11 protein-coding genes are annotated in these 15,056 nt (G+C 38.5%); 5 read left to right on the forward strand and 6 right to left on the reverse strand.

Features of this window, described 5'->3' with window-relative positions:
• The first annotated feature begins 3 nt into the window (after positions 1-3).
• Positions 4-807, forward strand: coding sequence for an SDR family oxidoreductase (locus tag SJY37_RS11455; protein ID WP_339844910.1), 804 nt, complete (start codon positions 4-6; stop codon positions 805-807).
• 81 nt (positions 808-888) lie between these two features.
• Positions 889-1,545: a fructose-6-phosphate aldolase gene (gene fsa / locus SJY37_RS11460; RefSeq protein WP_108878635.1), complete on the forward strand. Its 657-nt coding sequence runs from the start codon at positions 889-891 to the stop codon at positions 1,543-1,545.
• A 74-nt stretch (positions 1,546-1,619) separates the two neighbouring features.
• Here fsa and SJY37_RS11465 read toward each other — a convergent pair whose 3' ends face one another.
• Positions 1,620-3,023: a TlpA family protein disulfide reductase gene (locus SJY37_RS11465; protein WP_379953083.1), complete on the reverse strand. Its 1,404-nt coding sequence runs from the start codon at positions 3,021-3,023 to the stop codon at positions 1,620-1,622.
• 164 nt (positions 3,024-3,187) lie between these two features.
• Between SJY37_RS11465 and SJY37_RS11470 the strand changes: the two genes are divergently transcribed.
• Complete coding sequence (locus SJY37_RS11470) at positions 3,188-4,807, forward strand: ABC-F family ATP-binding cassette domain-containing protein (protein WP_108878637.1); 1,620 nt, start codon at positions 3,188-3,190, stop codon at positions 4,805-4,807.
• Between the two features lie 2 nt (positions 4,808-4,809).
• Here SJY37_RS11470 and SJY37_RS11475 read toward each other — a convergent pair whose 3' ends face one another.
• From SJY37_RS11475 to pheT, 3 genes are all read right to left on the reverse strand, one after another.
• The gene (locus tag SJY37_RS11475) at positions 4,810-5,334 is read right to left on the reverse strand and encodes a putative signal transducing protein (protein ID WP_379953084.1); all 525 of its coding nucleotides are present in this window, start codon (positions 5,332-5,334) and stop codon (positions 4,810-4,812) included.
• A gap of 17 nt (positions 5,335-5,351) precedes the next feature.
• Positions 5,352-6,074 (reverse strand): hypothetical protein, encoded by a 723-nt coding sequence (locus SJY37_RS11480; protein WP_379953085.1) that lies wholly within the window; start codon positions 6,072-6,074, stop codon positions 5,352-5,354.
• Positions 6,075-6,243: 169 nt separating this feature from the next.
• Complete coding sequence (gene pheT, locus SJY37_RS11485; RefSeq protein WP_379953086.1) at positions 6,244-8,670, reverse strand: phenylalanine--tRNA ligase subunit beta; 2,427 nt, start codon at positions 8,668-8,670, stop codon at positions 6,244-6,246.
• Between the two features lie 292 nt (positions 8,671-8,962).
• On the opposite strand from pheT, the gene SJY37_RS11490 reads away from it, so the two are divergent.
• Positions 8,963-10,210, forward strand: a complete 1,248-nt coding sequence (locus tag SJY37_RS11490; protein ID WP_379953087.1) for a TlpA family protein disulfide reductase — start codon at positions 8,963-8,965, stop codon at positions 10,208-10,210.
• On the opposite strand, the gene recG is transcribed toward SJY37_RS11490, so the two are convergent.
• Positions 10,211-12,313 (reverse strand): ATP-dependent DNA helicase RecG, encoded by a 2,103-nt coding sequence (gene recG, locus SJY37_RS11495; protein ID WP_379953088.1) that lies wholly within the window; start codon positions 12,311-12,313, stop codon positions 10,211-10,213.
• A gap of 82 nt (positions 12,314-12,395) precedes the next feature.
• On the opposite strand from recG, the gene SJY37_RS11500 reads away from it, so the two are divergent.
• Positions 12,396-14,492, forward strand: coding sequence for a M1 family metallopeptidase (locus SJY37_RS11500; RefSeq protein ID WP_379953089.1), 2,097 nt, complete (start codon positions 12,396-12,398; stop codon positions 14,490-14,492).
• Here the strand turns inward: SJY37_RS11500 and SJY37_RS11505 are convergent, their stop codons facing one another.
• Positions 14,493-15,011, reverse strand: coding sequence for a hypothetical protein (locus SJY37_RS11505; protein ID WP_379953090.1), 519 nt, complete (start codon positions 15,009-15,011; stop codon positions 14,493-14,495).
• Positions 15,012-15,056: the final 45 nt, after the last annotated feature.

The following is a 15,056-nucleotide window of genomic DNA, read 5'->3' on the forward strand; positions in this document are numbered from 1 at the left end:
TTTATGTCAAAAGTAGTTTTAATCACTGGGGCTTCCTCAGGAATAGGTTTAGCCATTGCTCAGTATCTTGTAAACCAGTCGTATACTGTATATGGAACGAGCCGTAACCCAAAAAATAATATAGAAAAAGGAGTGCATATGGTTGCGCTAGATGTTACAAAACCAGCGACTATTGCGGCTGCTGTAACGTCTGTATTAGAAAAGGAAGGGAGATTAGACTACCTGATTAACAATGCTGGAATGGGTATTACGGGTCCTCTAGAGGAAACACCAGATGCCGAAATTAAAAGAGTCTTTGAGACTAATTATTTTGGCGCTCTAGAAGTAATAAAAGCTGTCTTGCCTACGATGCGTAAACAGCGCAGCGGTATGGTAATTAATATTACCTCAATAGCAGGATATATGGGATTACCATATAGAGGTATTTACTCTGCGACCAAGGGTGCCTTAGGAATTACTACAGAGGCGTACCGTATGGAGCTTAAAGAATTTAATGTAAAGATGACTACGGTAGCTCCAGGTGACTTTGCAACTAATATTGCTGCAGGCCGTTACCACGCACCAGTACTTGAAAACTCCCCATACAAAGAGAATTATAAGAATACACTTTCATTAATGGATGCGCATGTAGATGAAGGAATGGATACGATAATCATGGCAAAAGTGGTGAAACGTGTGATGGAGTCTAAAAACCCTAAAGTGCATTATCGCGTAGGATTCTTTATGCAGCGTTTTAGTATTGCGCTCAAGCGCATACTGCCAGATACTTGGTATGAAAAGCTACTTCTTAATCATTATAAACTTTAGTTAACAAACAATTAAACACGCTCTTAGCTTCTGCACATCACTTTTAGCTACATTTGTGTATAATCATAAAAAGAAAAGACTATGAAATTTTTTATAGATACAGCAAACCTTGACCAAATTAAAGAAGCACAAGATCTAGGAGTTCTTGATGGTGTTACCACAAATCCATCATTAATGGCCAAAGAAGGCATTACTGGACGTGAAAATATATTACAACATTACGTAGATATCTGTGAGATTGTAACAGGAGATGTAAGTGCAGAGGTAATTGCTACCACTTATGACGAGATGGTAAAAGAAGGGGAGGAGCTTGCTGCGTTACACGAGCAAATCGTAGTAAAAGTACCTATGATTAAGGATGGTATTAAGGCTATAAAATATTTTTCTGATAAAGGAATACGTACAAACTGTACACTAGTATTCTCATGTGGACAAGCTTTACTAGCGGCTAAGGCTGGTGCAACATATGTTTCTCCATTTATAGGAAGATTAGATGATATCTCAACAGATGGATTAAATCTTATTGCAGAGATTCGTCATATTTATGACAACTATATGTTTGAAACTCAAATTCTAGCAGCATCCGTACGCCACACTATGCACGTAATAGATTGTGCAAAAATAGGAGCAGATGTAATGACGGGACCTTTATCATCTATAGAAGGGTTATTAAAGCACCCACTTACAGATAGCGGTCTTGCAAAATTCTTAGCAGACTACGAGAAGGGTAATAACTAATCCTTGTTTCCCACCAATAAAAAACCCCATTTACTGAAAAGTAAAAGGGGTTTTTTATTTCTATAAGTGGGTGGCTATTGATTTAAATAAGCCAGTAATTCGTTTTCAAATTTAGAGTTGTGCAAGTTTGCGTGACTGTTTAAGATCTTCCCGTCTTTATCAAGAACGATGGTCTTGTTAATATCATTGAGCACAAGTTGTTTTCTAGCTTGCTCTGGTTTTGAAAGTCTATATTCTTTAGACTCATCAAAGTCATTTTTCTTTAAGTGAAGCATCCATTTATTATGCTCTGTATTCACATTAATGGCTATAAAATTAAACTCAGGATACTTTACTTGCAACTCGCGAGCTTTTGCATGAGAGTTGTCCATATGAGCCATTCTTAAATAAGACCAGAAAAATAGTACCGTAGGTTTTGTGATGCGACTAGAGAGAGTATTCATACCAGAATCTGCACCTACAATCATGACATCAGGAATCATATTTCCGGCTTGCATAGATTTGTTATTGTCATATAACGCATCGACTAGTGCAACAGTTTCATCAGAAGTAGAGACTTCTTTTATTTCGTCAAAAAGCCTATCTACTTCGTCTAGATTATTGCTGTTTGCTATAAAAATACGTGACAATTGAGATAAAAGTCGCTCCTTAAGGTCTTTGTTTTTGATAAGGCTATCTATAACTGCTATCTGGTGATGATTGTGTATATATGAAGTGCGATTATAATCGTTCTCCTTTCCATAACGAAGGTAGGTTAAGTTATTAATGTAAGAAGCAAGATATCTTCTAAAACTATATAATTCTTCAAGATTGGGATTGTTTACATCTATGCTTTCGCGAAAGCTATAAAAATCATTAGGTAAGCTATCAATGAAGGATAACTTGTCTTTCCCATAATGAGCAAATGGATACCATTCTTTACGCTGGTAATTATCAAATTCTGTTACAGATGTTGCTATTTCAATAAATTCATCCGAATAATCCTTATCAAGCAAAAACTTATCTAGTTCCTCTTTATGAGTAATCGCCATAGAATCTAGCGTCTTCTGAAAGTTCTTTGGATTTTTTTGATATTTTTTCTTGATGCTTTCATTTTCACTCTCCCAATGCAAATACATGTCTAGTAAAAAAGTACTCTTTTCTGCCCCATATCCAGAAAAACTAAGTGACTCATCAAAATCTTTAGTGTTTACTCTTAATAATATACTGTCTCCTTCTTCTATATGAACAAGTTGATGTTCTCCATGTTCTAGTCTGTAAAGTCCTGGTTGAAAATTGTCAAATTTATATAGAAACCTATTTCTTCTGTCTAGTGGAATACTATCAGTAACAACTTCTCCCTTACGTAGCAGCACATAACTCTGTACAGGGTTAATAATCTGCCCACCTAGATATGTCCCTTGAGATTTGTCATCTTCGCCAAAAACGCAGCTAGTAAGGGTGGTGGATAGAATAACTAAGAGTAGGAGGTACTTCATAAAGGTCAATTTACACTAAAAAGGTAGCTTATATGGCTATTTCCAAAAGTAACTTTAATGACTTTTGCATGTTGTTAACATATCGTTAAAAGCATTTTGTGTTTGTTATGATTAAACTTTCTTTAATTATAGGTATTTTTGCACGCTCAAAATAGAAGTTTTTTATGTTATCAGTCTCTAATCTTTCAGTTCAATTTGGTAAGCGCGTTTTATTTGATGAAGTTAATACTTCATTTCTTAACGGTAACTGTTACGGCATCATAGGTGCAAACGGTGCAGGAAAGTCTACCTTTTTAAAAATACTTACAGGTCAACAAGATCCTACCTCTGGTCACGTGCATCTAGAGGCTGGAAAGCGTATGTCTGTACTAGAGCAAAACCACTATGCTTATGATGAGTATAATGTCCTTGAGACAGTGGTGATGGGTAACAAGCCTCTTTATGAAATCAAAGCAGAAATCGATGCACTGTATGCAGACTATACGGATGAAAATGCAGATCGTATCGGAGAGCTTCAAGTTAAGTTTGAAGAAATGAATGGTTGGAATGCAGATAGTAATGCTGCAACCATGCTTTCTAACCTTGGTATCAAAGAAGAGCATCATTATACAATGATGGCAGATCTTGATGGTAAGCAACGTGTACGTGTGCTTATTGCACAAGCGCTTTTTGGAAATCCAGATGTGCTTATCATGGATGAGCCTACAAACGACCTGGATTATGAGACAATCTCGTGGTTAGAGAATTTCCTTGCAAACTATGACAACTGTGTGATTGTTGTATCGCATGACCGTCACTTCCTTGATGCTGTGTGTACACACATTTCAGATATTGATCACAATAAAATTACGCACTACAGTGGTAACTATACTTTCTGGTATGAGTCTTCTCAACTAGCAGCAAGACAACGTGCACAACAGAATAAAAAGTCTGAGGAGAAGAAAAAGGAACTTCAAGAATTTATTGCTCGTTTCTCTGCAAACGTTGCAAAATCTAAGCAAGCAACATCTCGTAAGAAGATGATTGATAAGCTAGATATAGAAGAGATAAGACCTTCTAGTCGTCGTTATCCTGGAATTATTTTCGATAGAGATCGTGAGGCTGGAGATCAGATTTTTAACTGTGCTGGTCTAACCGCTACTTTAGATGGTGAAGTCCTATTTAAGGGAGTAGATATGAACTTAAATAAAGGAGATAAGGCAGTGTTATTCTCAAGAGATAGCCGTGCAACATCTGCTTTTTATGAGATTATCAATGGTAACCAGCAAGCAGATAGTGGGACTTTTGATTTTGGAGTGACTACTACACAATCTTACTTGCCACTAGATAATGCATCTTACTTTCAAGATGGAACGCTTAATCTTGTGGACTGGTTACGTCAGTACGCGCAAACAGAAGAAGAAAGAGAAGAAGTTTTCTTAAGAGGTTTTCTTGGTAAAATGATTTTCTCTGGAGAAGAGGCGCTTAAAATGTCTAATGTCCTTTCAGGAGGGGAGAAGGTACGTTGCATGATTTCAAAAATGATGATGAAGCGTGCAAATATCCTTATGGTAGATGAACCTACTAACCACTTGGATCTAGAATCAATTACAGCGTTTAACAATGCACTTAAAAACTTTAAGGGCACTGTGATGCTTACAACGCATGATCATGAGTTTGCTAGCACGGTAGGTAACCGTGTGATAGAATTAACGCCTAAGGGTGTTATAGATCGCTACATGAACTTTGATGAGTACATGAGCGACAAGAGCATAAAAGAACAACGTATGGCAATGTATGAGTAAGGCTAAGCCTTACTCTTGTTCATAAAGTGTGTAATGAGCATATAGCTACAAAAAACAATGAGGCCTCCACTTAGCACAATGCGCAAAGTAGGAAGCTCTTCACCCTGAAGTAACGGTGAGAGTCTCCAGATAGAGAGTCCTAAGAAAAATACATATAAGAGAAGACGGCCAGAAGATAATTCTGGCTTTTTCTTTTCTGGTGCTGGTCTTGTGATTCTATTGATTGTTACATTCGGCGCTTCTTGTTGCGATAGATTGTTTAATTCCTCGTCAGATAGTGCGTTGTTTGAAAAGTCTTCAAGAGCAATTTCTACAATATGTTTTGCTTTTACCAGATACTCTTTGTCAACAAGCAATCTAGATTGATCAGGAGAGCCTAGCGCATAGCCTGCCAGCTTTGCACTTTCGTTATCATCTCTCACTATACTAGGAATGTCTTTTTCCTCTAGAATGGCCTGTAATCTTTTTATTTCTATGATGGACCCAGTGTGGATTTTTTCATAACGAGAGTCTGGAAGTATGCTCATATATTATATTGGTAAGTTTATCTTGTTTTGTCGTATTTACTATTCCATATCGCTTTGTTGAAGTTCTTACCTAATGCAAATGCATAAAATAGAACTACTGCTCCGATGGACTTAAACATAAAGAAAAATACCATAATATCTTGACCAAAATCTTGATTCTTTGTGAAAAGACCGTCTGGTGTTAAAAGCGTGGCGATTAAACTAATAAGTACAGTCGTGACTATTAGGTTCTCAACAGACTTAAATGACCATGCCCATTGCTTTCTAAAAGGATTGAGGTCATTACCCCACTGGTGTATTAGATAGTAATAACCATTACCCATAGGAGCAAATAATAATGGGTCGTCTGCTTTTTCTAGCACAAACATTTTTGAAGGTGCAATGATTTTAAAACCATCAAGCTCCGTGTGATGCGTATTTTCTAGGTACTTAATATTATCTAATACTTCTTGAGGATATTTTCCTTTAAAGTATTTGGTATCGAGAAAACGCAGTCTATAGTCTACGCATATTTTCTCTATTTGTTTAATGTGGAAGATTTTTGAGGTTTCGAGTAAGTCAAAGTCAAACTCGTTATAACCTGCCTCAGAAGCTCCTTTTAGGGTTTTGAGGATTCCGCTTTCGCGAAAGCGGTCTTGATCAAAAACCTGTTGTACTTGTGCTAGGATATCTTGTTCTTGCTCACTTTTACTGCGCTCACGAAGTAACTTTTCGTGAATGTTGGTTCTGGATAATAGCATCTTTTTTTCTTTTAAAGGTACAATACAAATGCGATAATGTCAATGGGAATAATTGATACTAGGTGATTTATGTATTAATTAAACAAAACAGTTAAGGAAATATGAGCCAAAAAAAAAGCTCTTAGATACATCAAGTATCTAAGAGCTTCAAAATAGTACAGCTACCTTACTATCGAAGTGTAGCTCCTAGTTCTTTTTCAAATCGCTGTTGCAGTTTATTCATCGTTTTGTCTATCTGCTTATCGGTAAGTGTCTTGTTTTCGTCTTGTAACAAGAAGCTTACTGCATAACTTTTCTTGCCTTCAGGAAGATTTTTACCTTCATAAACGTCAAAAAGATTTACATCTTTAAGTAGTTGCTTCTCGGTTTGCTTTGCAATGGTTGCAATATCTTCAAACTGAACATTAGCATCCAGTAAAAGTGCAAAGTCACGACGTACAGAAGGATATTTTGGAATGTCCTTAAATTTGACATTATTACGAGCAGCAATCTCTAAAATAGCATCCCAGTTAAAATCTGCATAATACACATCTTGTGATAAGTCAAATTTCTTAAGGATACTTTTCTTAACGATACCGTAGCTTACTACTTGTTGCTTTCCTAGAGAAAGTCCTACGGCCTCAGAAAAAATATCATTCTTCACTGCAGAAGATCGAACTTTATTAATCCCTAACTTTTCTAGTACAGCGCTTACTACACCTTTTAGGTAATAGAAGTTAGTAGGAGTGGTAGGGTTAGTCCATGATTCTTCGGTGCGACTTCCAGTAACAAAAAGGGCAAGGTGCTTATCTTCCTGGCGCTCCTCTGTATAGTTATGGTACGTTTTGCCAAACTCAAAGAGTTTGATGTTTCCTCTACGACGGTTTACGTTGTATGAGATAGCTTCTAGTCCAGAAAATAACATAGACTGTCGCATCACACTCAATTCTTTCCCTAGTGGATTAAGCATCTCAACTTGATGCTCCTCCTTTAGATTTTCAGAAAGTGCTGTATATGCAGGTGTAGTAAGACTATTTGCCATCATCTCATAAAAACCTTGAGCGGCAAGTTGGTTTCCTATCACGTCGCTTACTTTATGATCGTCAAATTTTGAACTTGAAGACACCGTAGCATTAAGCTTTTTACCAAAGGTGATACTGTTATAGCCGTACACTCTTAGAATTTCTTCTATAACATCTGCCTCTCGAGTTACATCGTTTCTAAAAGCAGGTATGGTCATCCCGATACCGCTTTCTGTAACGTTATTGATTTTGATATCTAGTGACATCAAGATTCCTTTAATAACTTCCTTAGGGAGTTCTTCTCCTATAAGTTTTGTAGCATTATCAAAGTTTAAGAACACCTGCTGGTCTTCTATTTTCTTTGGGTAAATATCTACAATCTCGCTAGTAATTTCTCCACCAGCAATTTCCATAATAAGAAGCGCAGCTCTAGTAAGAGCATACTCTGCAATATTAGGATCGATACCTCTCTCAAAACGGAAAGATGCATCTGTATTTAAACCATGACGTTTAGCCGTTTTACGTACAGCAACAGGATTAAAATAGGCGCTTTCTAAAAATATAGCAGAGGTGTTTTCTGTAACTCCGCTGTGGGCTCCACCAAAAACTCCTGCAATACACATAGGTTTCTCTGCGTCACAAATCATTAAGTCATCTTCATGTAACTCACGCTCTACACCGTCTAGTGTAGTAAACTTAGTACCTGCTTCTACAGTGCGCACTTCGATTTTATCTCCTGCAATCTTGTTTAAATCAAAAGCGTGTAGCGGTTGTCCTAGATCATGCAATACATAATTAGTCGCATCTACAATATTGTTAATAGGAGAGAGGCCTATTGCTTTAAGTCTGTGCTTTAACCACTCTGGAGATTCACTCACTTTTAAGTCGCTTATTACGACTCCTGCATAACGAGGTGCTTTTTCTGCATCTAGAACTTGAACATCAATTTTATGCAAGCGCTTCTCAATTTTAAAAGAAGACGTTGATGGAGTGATAAGGCCTTTATTAACCTCATGTTGTAATAAACCTGCTTTAAGATCACGGGCAACACCCCAGTGGCTCATTGCATCTGCACGGTTAGGTGTGAGTCCTATTTCAAAAACTTGATCATTTTCTATATCAAAAACGTCGGCAGCTGGAGTTCCGGGGATAAGATCCTCATTAAGAATCATAATTCCATCGTGGCTCTTTCCTAATCCTAGCTCATCTTCTGCACAGATCATTCCGTGAGATTCTTCACCGCGTATTTTGCCTTTCTTTATTTTCCAGGCTTCACCTTCTTCTGTATAAAGTGTAGTTCCTATAGTCGCTACTGGCACTTTCTGTCCTGCTGCTACATTAGGAGCCCCACATACTATTTGTACAGGTTTATCTGCACCTATATCTACGGTGGTAACCTTCAGTTTGTCTGCATTTTCATGTTGCACACAAGTAAGTACGTGACCTATTACAATTCCTTCTAGACCACCTTTTACACTTTGGTAGGTGTCTATTCCTTCAATTTCTAGACCTAGGTCTGTAAGGAGGTTTCCGGTTTTTTCGGCACTCCAATCTATATCGATAAACTGCTTAAGCCAGTTGTAAGAAATCTTCATAAAACGTTGCGATTTTAAGACGTCAAAGATAGAATAACCTAGCTAGTGAGCAAAGCAGATGAGCGAGTATCTCAGCAGTTTTTTTAAGCTTCCCGAAGTGAATTAGGAACTAGTTTCGCCAAAGCGTGTTTTAGCAACACGTCATCTCGATAATTGGTGACTATAAACGCTGTTTTGTAGGTGTTTGGCATTTTCTAATTACTAGGCGGTGAGACTTTATGCGTAGCTTACTATTTAAAACTTCTGTAAGGCGCTTTAAAAGAATGAGACTGTGTTGGTATATCTTTGATTTATGAAACAGATACTTATTCTCATCTCATTTATTAGCATTATTTCTTGTAATCAAGACAAGGCGGTAATCACTCCTCAAACGTTGAATTCAGGCTTTTGGAGAGCTACACTAGCTGTTCAAGATCATGAAGAACTTCCCTTTATATTTGAGGCAAATGATGATGGAACTATTACCATTTATAACGCAGAGGAGCGCATAGAGGTGGACGAGATTGTGATTAATGGCGATAGTATACGTATCCAAACTCCTGTTTTTGAAGGGTATTTTGCGGGACGCTTTCGCGAAAGCGGAAATCAAATAACGGGCTCTTTTATAAAGCCAAGTCTTGATCGAGTGGTGCCGTTTACAATGACTCACGGAGTAAAAGAACGTTTTGTTTCCTCAGCCGAAGTATTAAGCGAGAATACAGCGAATGTTAATGTAGATGGTAGTTGGGAGACTGTTTTTAGTCCAGATAATCCCGACGATCGATATATCGCCAAAGGTACTTTTAAGTCAGATGGTGATATTGTTACGGGTACTTTTAGAACTACAACGGGTGATTACCGTTATCTCGAGGGAAAGTTAGATGGCGACAAGCTTCGACTATCAACCTTTGATGGAGCGCATGCGTTTCTCTTTGTGGCAACTGTAACAGATAGTACAATGCAGGGGCATTTTTATAGTGGTGATCACTGGAAAGAGCCGTTTGTAGCAACTAAGAATGACAACTACGAACTTCCAGATGCAAACACCTTGACTTATTTAAAAGAGGGGTATGATAGACTTGCATTTTCTTTCCCGGATAGCAGTGGGGAAGTGGTGTCACTAGAAGACAAGCGATTTAAAAATAAGGTAGTACTCGTTAAGCTTATGGGTACGTGGTGTCCTAATTGCTTGGAAGAATCAAAATTTATAAAACAATATTTGAAAGAATTTCCATCAGATGATCTTGAGGTAGTTTCTTTGGCTTTTGAATATGCGCCCACTAAGGAGAAGGCGTTTGCGAGCATTAAGCGTATGCAAGAACGATTAGACATTCCGTATCCGATACTTCTAGCGCAATGGGGAGATTCTGATAAGAAAAAGGCTGCCGAAAAGCTACCTATGCTTAATCATGTGCTTTCATATCCTACACTCATTTTTGTAGATAAGAAAGGAACTGTGAGACGCATCCACACAGGATATAACGGTACTGCAACAGGGGAGAAGCACCTCGAGTTTAAAAAGGGGTTTGAGGAATTTGTAGCGCAGCTGCTGGCTGAGTGATTACGATATATAACTCCAGATATTTTTAAACTTCATCATCTGGGCATACATGAATCGCACAATTTGATTTTCTTCCTTTTTGAATGTAGGGTCATCCTTAACCACAGCCCACGCATAGCTTCGGGCTACTTTAAGAATATCATTATCTCTTATAATATCGGCTATCTTGAGGTTTAAGGCACCACTTTGTTGAGTTCCGGTAATATCACCTGGACCACGTAGCTTGAGATCAACCTCTGCAATCTCAAAACCATCATTAGTGCGTGTCATCGTCTCTAAGCGCACTTTACTGTCGCTTGATAACTTATGACTCGTCATTAAGATGCAATAACTCTGCTCTGCTCCACGACCTACACGACCACGTAATTGGTGTAGCTGACTTAAACCAAAACGTTCTGCGCTTTCTATAATCATCACTGAGGCGTTGGGAACATTTACGCCAACTTCAATAACGGTAGTGGCGACCATGATTTGTGTTTCGCCTTTGATAAAACGATTCATTTCAATCTCCTTATCGGCTGGTTTCATTTGTCCGTGGACGATAGAAATTTGATATTTTGGCATGGGGAATTCTCGCGAAATACTCTCATATCCATCCATCAAATCTTTGTAGTCCATTGCCTCAGATTCTTGGATTAATGGGTATACAATATAGACCTGTCTTCCTAGTGCAATTTCGTCTCTAATAAACTTGAAAACTTTGAGCCTATTTGAGTCATATCTATGCACTGTTTTTATGGACTTTCTACCCGGTGGAAGTTCGTCTATAACACTCACATCTAGATCACCGTAAACGGTCATGGCGAGGGTGCGCGGAATAGGGGTGGCGGTCATCACAAGTACATGTGGAGGGTACTCGTTTTTATGCCATAATTTACTTCGTTGTTTTACCCCAAAACGGTGTTGCTCATCTATCACAGCAAGCCCAAGATTTTTAAATTTCACCTTGTCTTCTAGCAGTGCATGAGTCCCGATAAGGATGTTTAACTCGCCATTTTCAAGCTGTTCGTGTATGATTTTACGTTCTGAAGTTTTGGTTGAACCTTGTAATAGTAAAATACTGGTATTCAGCTCTTTAAACAATTCTTTTAAACCGTTATAGTGCTGCACTGCCAGGATGGCAGTAGGAGCCATCAAACAAGCTTGAAAACCGTTGTCAAGTGCCATAAGCATTGACATGAGCGCCACAATAGTTTTTCCAGAACCTACATCTCCCTGTAAAAGACGATTCATCTGTGCATTTGTACCTAGATCATGACGTATTTCTTTGAGCACTCGTTTTTGTGCACCTGTCAATTCAAAGGGTAAATGGTCGTTATAAAAGGTGGTGAAATTAGGGCCTATTTTTTCAAATGGATACCCTTTTATTTTAGTTTTATGGTTAACATTTTTGAATGCTAATTGTAGCTGAATGTAAAAAAATTCTTCAAATTTTAAGCGGTATTGTGCCCTTGCTAAATGCTCTTGAGATTGCGGGAAATGAACGTTCAAAAGCGCCTCTCTTTTTGGCATCAATTTAAGTTCAGTTAAGATGGGTTTTGAGAGGCTCTCAAAGAGGTGATTTTTACACTCTAAAAAGAGGGTTTGCATCACACCATTTACCACCTTATTTGTGACTCCTCGATTGCTCAATTTTTCGGTAGATGGATAGACCGGTTGCATAGCAGATTTGATACTTTTTTCATGATCTGCAAGTAGCTCCATTTCTGGATGAGGCATGGAAAAATTACCGTTGTAATAATTACATTTTCCAAAAATTACATAAGGAGTATTGAGCTTTATACTCTCCCTAATCCATTTATGTCCTCTAAACCACACAAGCTCCATTTGCCCAGTGTCATCTTTAAAAGTAGCAACGAGTCGTCGCCCTTTTCCCTCTATCATTTTGAGTCCTGAAAACTTACCTATTATTTGCACATCGGCATTATTACGCTCTAGTTCGTCTATTTTGTAATACTGCGTTTTATCGATATATCGATTAGGAAACAAGTGCATCAGGTCTTGAAAGGTATGAATACCCAGCTCAGAACGGAGCAAATCTGCTCTGTTAGGACCTACGCCTTTGAGGTAATCTATGGGAGTTTGTAAAAAAGTGGGATTCATTAAAGTAAAAATAAGGTCTTTAATTCAGATTTTCGAATTGATATTTAAAAGATAGTGGCTTAAAAGTTGTTATTTTTAAAATATGAAATACCTATTCCTGTTTATAATCACTTGTTGCGCTTTCGCGAAAGCGTATTCTCAAGAGATATCTGCACAAACCGCTACTGTTGATTTTAAGACCATCAATGCATCCTTGTCTTTAGATTTTGACAGTAAATCCATTTTAGGATCCGTTGAAACTACATTTACGATATTACAAAATGTAGATCAAGTAGTCATGGATGGCGTCGCAATGAAGGTTGTAGATAAAACACCGTCAATCACTGTCACTGCTACAGATAGTACCATTGTGCTCACTGGGGAATTTAAGGTAGGTACAACCTACAAAGCCCAATTTGATTATCAAGTGAAACCATTAAAAGCGGCTTACTTTGTAAATAATAACGGTAAAGAAGAATTCTGGACGCAAGGACAAGGGAAGTATACATCGCACTGGTTACCGAGTATAGATGATATGAACGATAAGATTGTTTTTGACTTAAAAGTAGCTGGACATAACAGCAAGACGATTATTGCAAATGGAGAAGGCAATAGGGTTTTAAAGGATTATGGAGCTCAGTTTTCTTCTTTTGATATGCAACAACCTATTTCTAGCTATCTCGTTGCGCTCGTAGCAGGCGATTACGCCATGAAGAGCGGGACTGCTAGTTCTGGAGTTCCATTAGAATATTATTATCGCCCTGAGGATTCGCTCAAAGTCGCGACTACTTACAAGCACTCTAAAGAGATTTTCGACTTCTTAGAAACCACGATTGGTGTGCCGTTTCCTTTTCAAGATTATAAGCAAGTTCCCGTAAAGGATTTTCTGTATGCAGGCATGGAAAACGCAAGCCTCACTGTGTTTTCAGATAGTTTTATGGTAGATGAGATAGGCTTTACAGATCGCAATTATGTAAATGTAAACGCTCACGAGTTGGCGCATCAATGGTTTGGAGATTTAGTGACAGAAACTAGTAGTGAGCATCACTGGCTGCATGAAGGATTTGCTACGTACTACGCATTGCTAGCAGAGCGTGAGATTTTTGGAGATGATTATTTTTATTTCAAGCTTTTTGAAACCGCAGAGCAGCTACGTGAACTCAGCGATATGGGCGAAGGGCAGAGACTCGTAGCTGCTGGAGGGAGTAGCCTCACGTATTACCAGAAAGGCGCGTGGGCAGTGCATATACTACGAGAACAAGTAGGAGCCGAAGCTTTTGATACCGCAGTAAGAAACTACCTGACTAAATACGCTTATAAAAACGTCACAACGGACCTATTTATGGCAGAAGTGGCCGCAGTAACAAACGTTGATCTCACTGCATTTAAGAAAAACTGGTTGTATCAGACCGCTTTTCAAGCTGAGGAAGCGCTTGCGTCTCTCAAGGAAAACGCATTCATGCAGCAGTATTTCCAATTGCAGTCGGGTAGAGCAGTGGCGCTTTCTTCGAAGTTTACAGCGCTTATGAATGCCATGGCTACAAATAACGATTATCTAGGCGCTGAGGCAATCTACCAACTCTCACAAGAATCAATAAACGCTACGCTTCCGGCATATAAAAGCGCCATGGAAACAGAGAATGTGTTTATAAGACAAGCTATCGCTAGTTCGCTTGAGCAAGTTCCAGAAGCACTGGTACTTGAGTTTTATGAGTTGCTTAGTGATAAGAGTTATATCACACGTGAGCAAGCCATGATTAAGTTATGGGTATATCATCAGCAGCGTAACGACCCTACGTCACAACGTAAGGTATTAGATCTCATGGACAATCAGCTGGGGTTTGCAGATGGCAATATAAGAACGCTGTGGCTTGCGTTATCGCTCGCGACGCCACAATATAAGCCTGCAGCATCTTTAGCTCGTTATAAAGAGCTTATAGGTTATACAGCGCCATCTCAACCGTATCAGCTGCGGGAGAATGCATTTAACTATTTAAGACAGCTAGAATCTTATGAGGAGGAGAGCCTGCATAATCTTATAGAAGCTAGTGTACATAACGTTTGGCGTTTTCGCGAAAGCGCAAGAAAGTTACTTATTAATGCCCTTAAAAATCCAAAAATAGCCGCTCTGCTTGTAACTATAAAAAGCGACCTCTCAGAACAAGAAATCGCTTATTTGCAAGGTATAAAGGCGTTATAGCTAGATAATCTCGCTCACCTCTTGCTTGATAAATTGTAAAGCCGTGTCGCTAGGAGCCGCCGTATCCATAAGATCACGTAAGATCGTCTCACGCAGTTTGTCACTCGTATCTACTTTATCACTCATATTAGTCTTACGAATGAGGGCTGCAGTTGCACTTTTGGCAGTGCGCACCACGTTCCAGCACTCTTGAGTAATATAGATTTGCTGTGATAAATTATGCTCAAATTCTTCTGTAATTGTGCGTAATAAAAGCGCTTCATATTCATTAGAATCATCACTGTAAGGCTTTACACGTGATACTAGATTGCCTGGGGAGATGCGCTCGAGAAATAGCGTTATACGTTCATAGGCTTGTAATTTTTGCGGTAACGCATTTGCCTGATTGGCTTTATGAAGTTGATATCTGCGTTGTCCCTCTTGCTCCTTTATGTACTGGCTAAAAAAGTAATATGCCAGCAACGCAACAATCACTGCAGGTAGAAGGTTAAAAGCGAGATTAGTAAGGTCTTGTGTCATATTAAGTAGGTTATAATTGCTATGTTCTGGATGAATAACAAACTT

Source organism: Dokdonia sp. R78006, assembly GCF_042466145.1.
Lineage (GTDB): Bacteria > Bacteroidota > Bacteroidia > Flavobacteriales > Flavobacteriaceae > Dokdonia.

Bases quoted from the DNA above. Each gene is read 5' to 3' on its own strand.
- SJY37_RS11455 (WP_339844910.1), top strand. From the start codon at position 4: ATGTCAAAAGTAGTTTTAATCACTGGGGCTTCCTCAGGAATAGGTTTA.
- fsa (WP_108878635.1), top strand. From the start codon at position 889: ATGAAATTTTTTATAGATACAGCAAACCTTGACCAAATTAAAGAAGCA.
- SJY37_RS11465 (WP_379953083.1), bottom strand. From the start codon at position 3,023: ATGAAGTACCTCCTACTCTTAGTTATTCTATCCACCACCCTTACTAGC.
- SJY37_RS11470 (WP_108878637.1), top strand. From the start codon at position 3,188: ATGTTATCAGTCTCTAATCTTTCAGTTCAATTTGGTAAGCGCGTTTTA.
- SJY37_RS11475 (WP_379953084.1), bottom strand. From the start codon at position 5,334: ATGAGCATACTTCCAGACTCTCGTTATGAAAAAATCCACACTGGGTCC.
- SJY37_RS11480 (WP_379953085.1), bottom strand. From the start codon at position 6,074: ATGCTATTATCCAGAACCAACATTCACGAAAAGTTACTTCGTGAGCGC.
- pheT (WP_379953086.1), bottom strand. From the start codon at position 8,670: ATGAAGATTTCTTACAACTGGCTTAAGCAGTTTATCGATATAGATTGG.
- SJY37_RS11490 (WP_379953087.1), top strand. From the start codon at position 8,963: ATGAAACAGATACTTATTCTCATCTCATTTATTAGCATTATTTCTTGT.
- recG (WP_379953088.1), bottom strand. From the start codon at position 12,313: ATGAATCCCACTTTTTTACAAACTCCCATAGATTACCTCAAAGGCGTA.
- SJY37_RS11500 (WP_379953089.1), top strand. From the start codon at position 12,396: ATGAAATACCTATTCCTGTTTATAATCACTTGTTGCGCTTTCGCGAAA.
- SJY37_RS11505 (WP_379953090.1), bottom strand. From the start codon at position 15,011: ATGACACAAGACCTTACTAATCTCGCTTTTAACCTTCTACCTGCAGTG.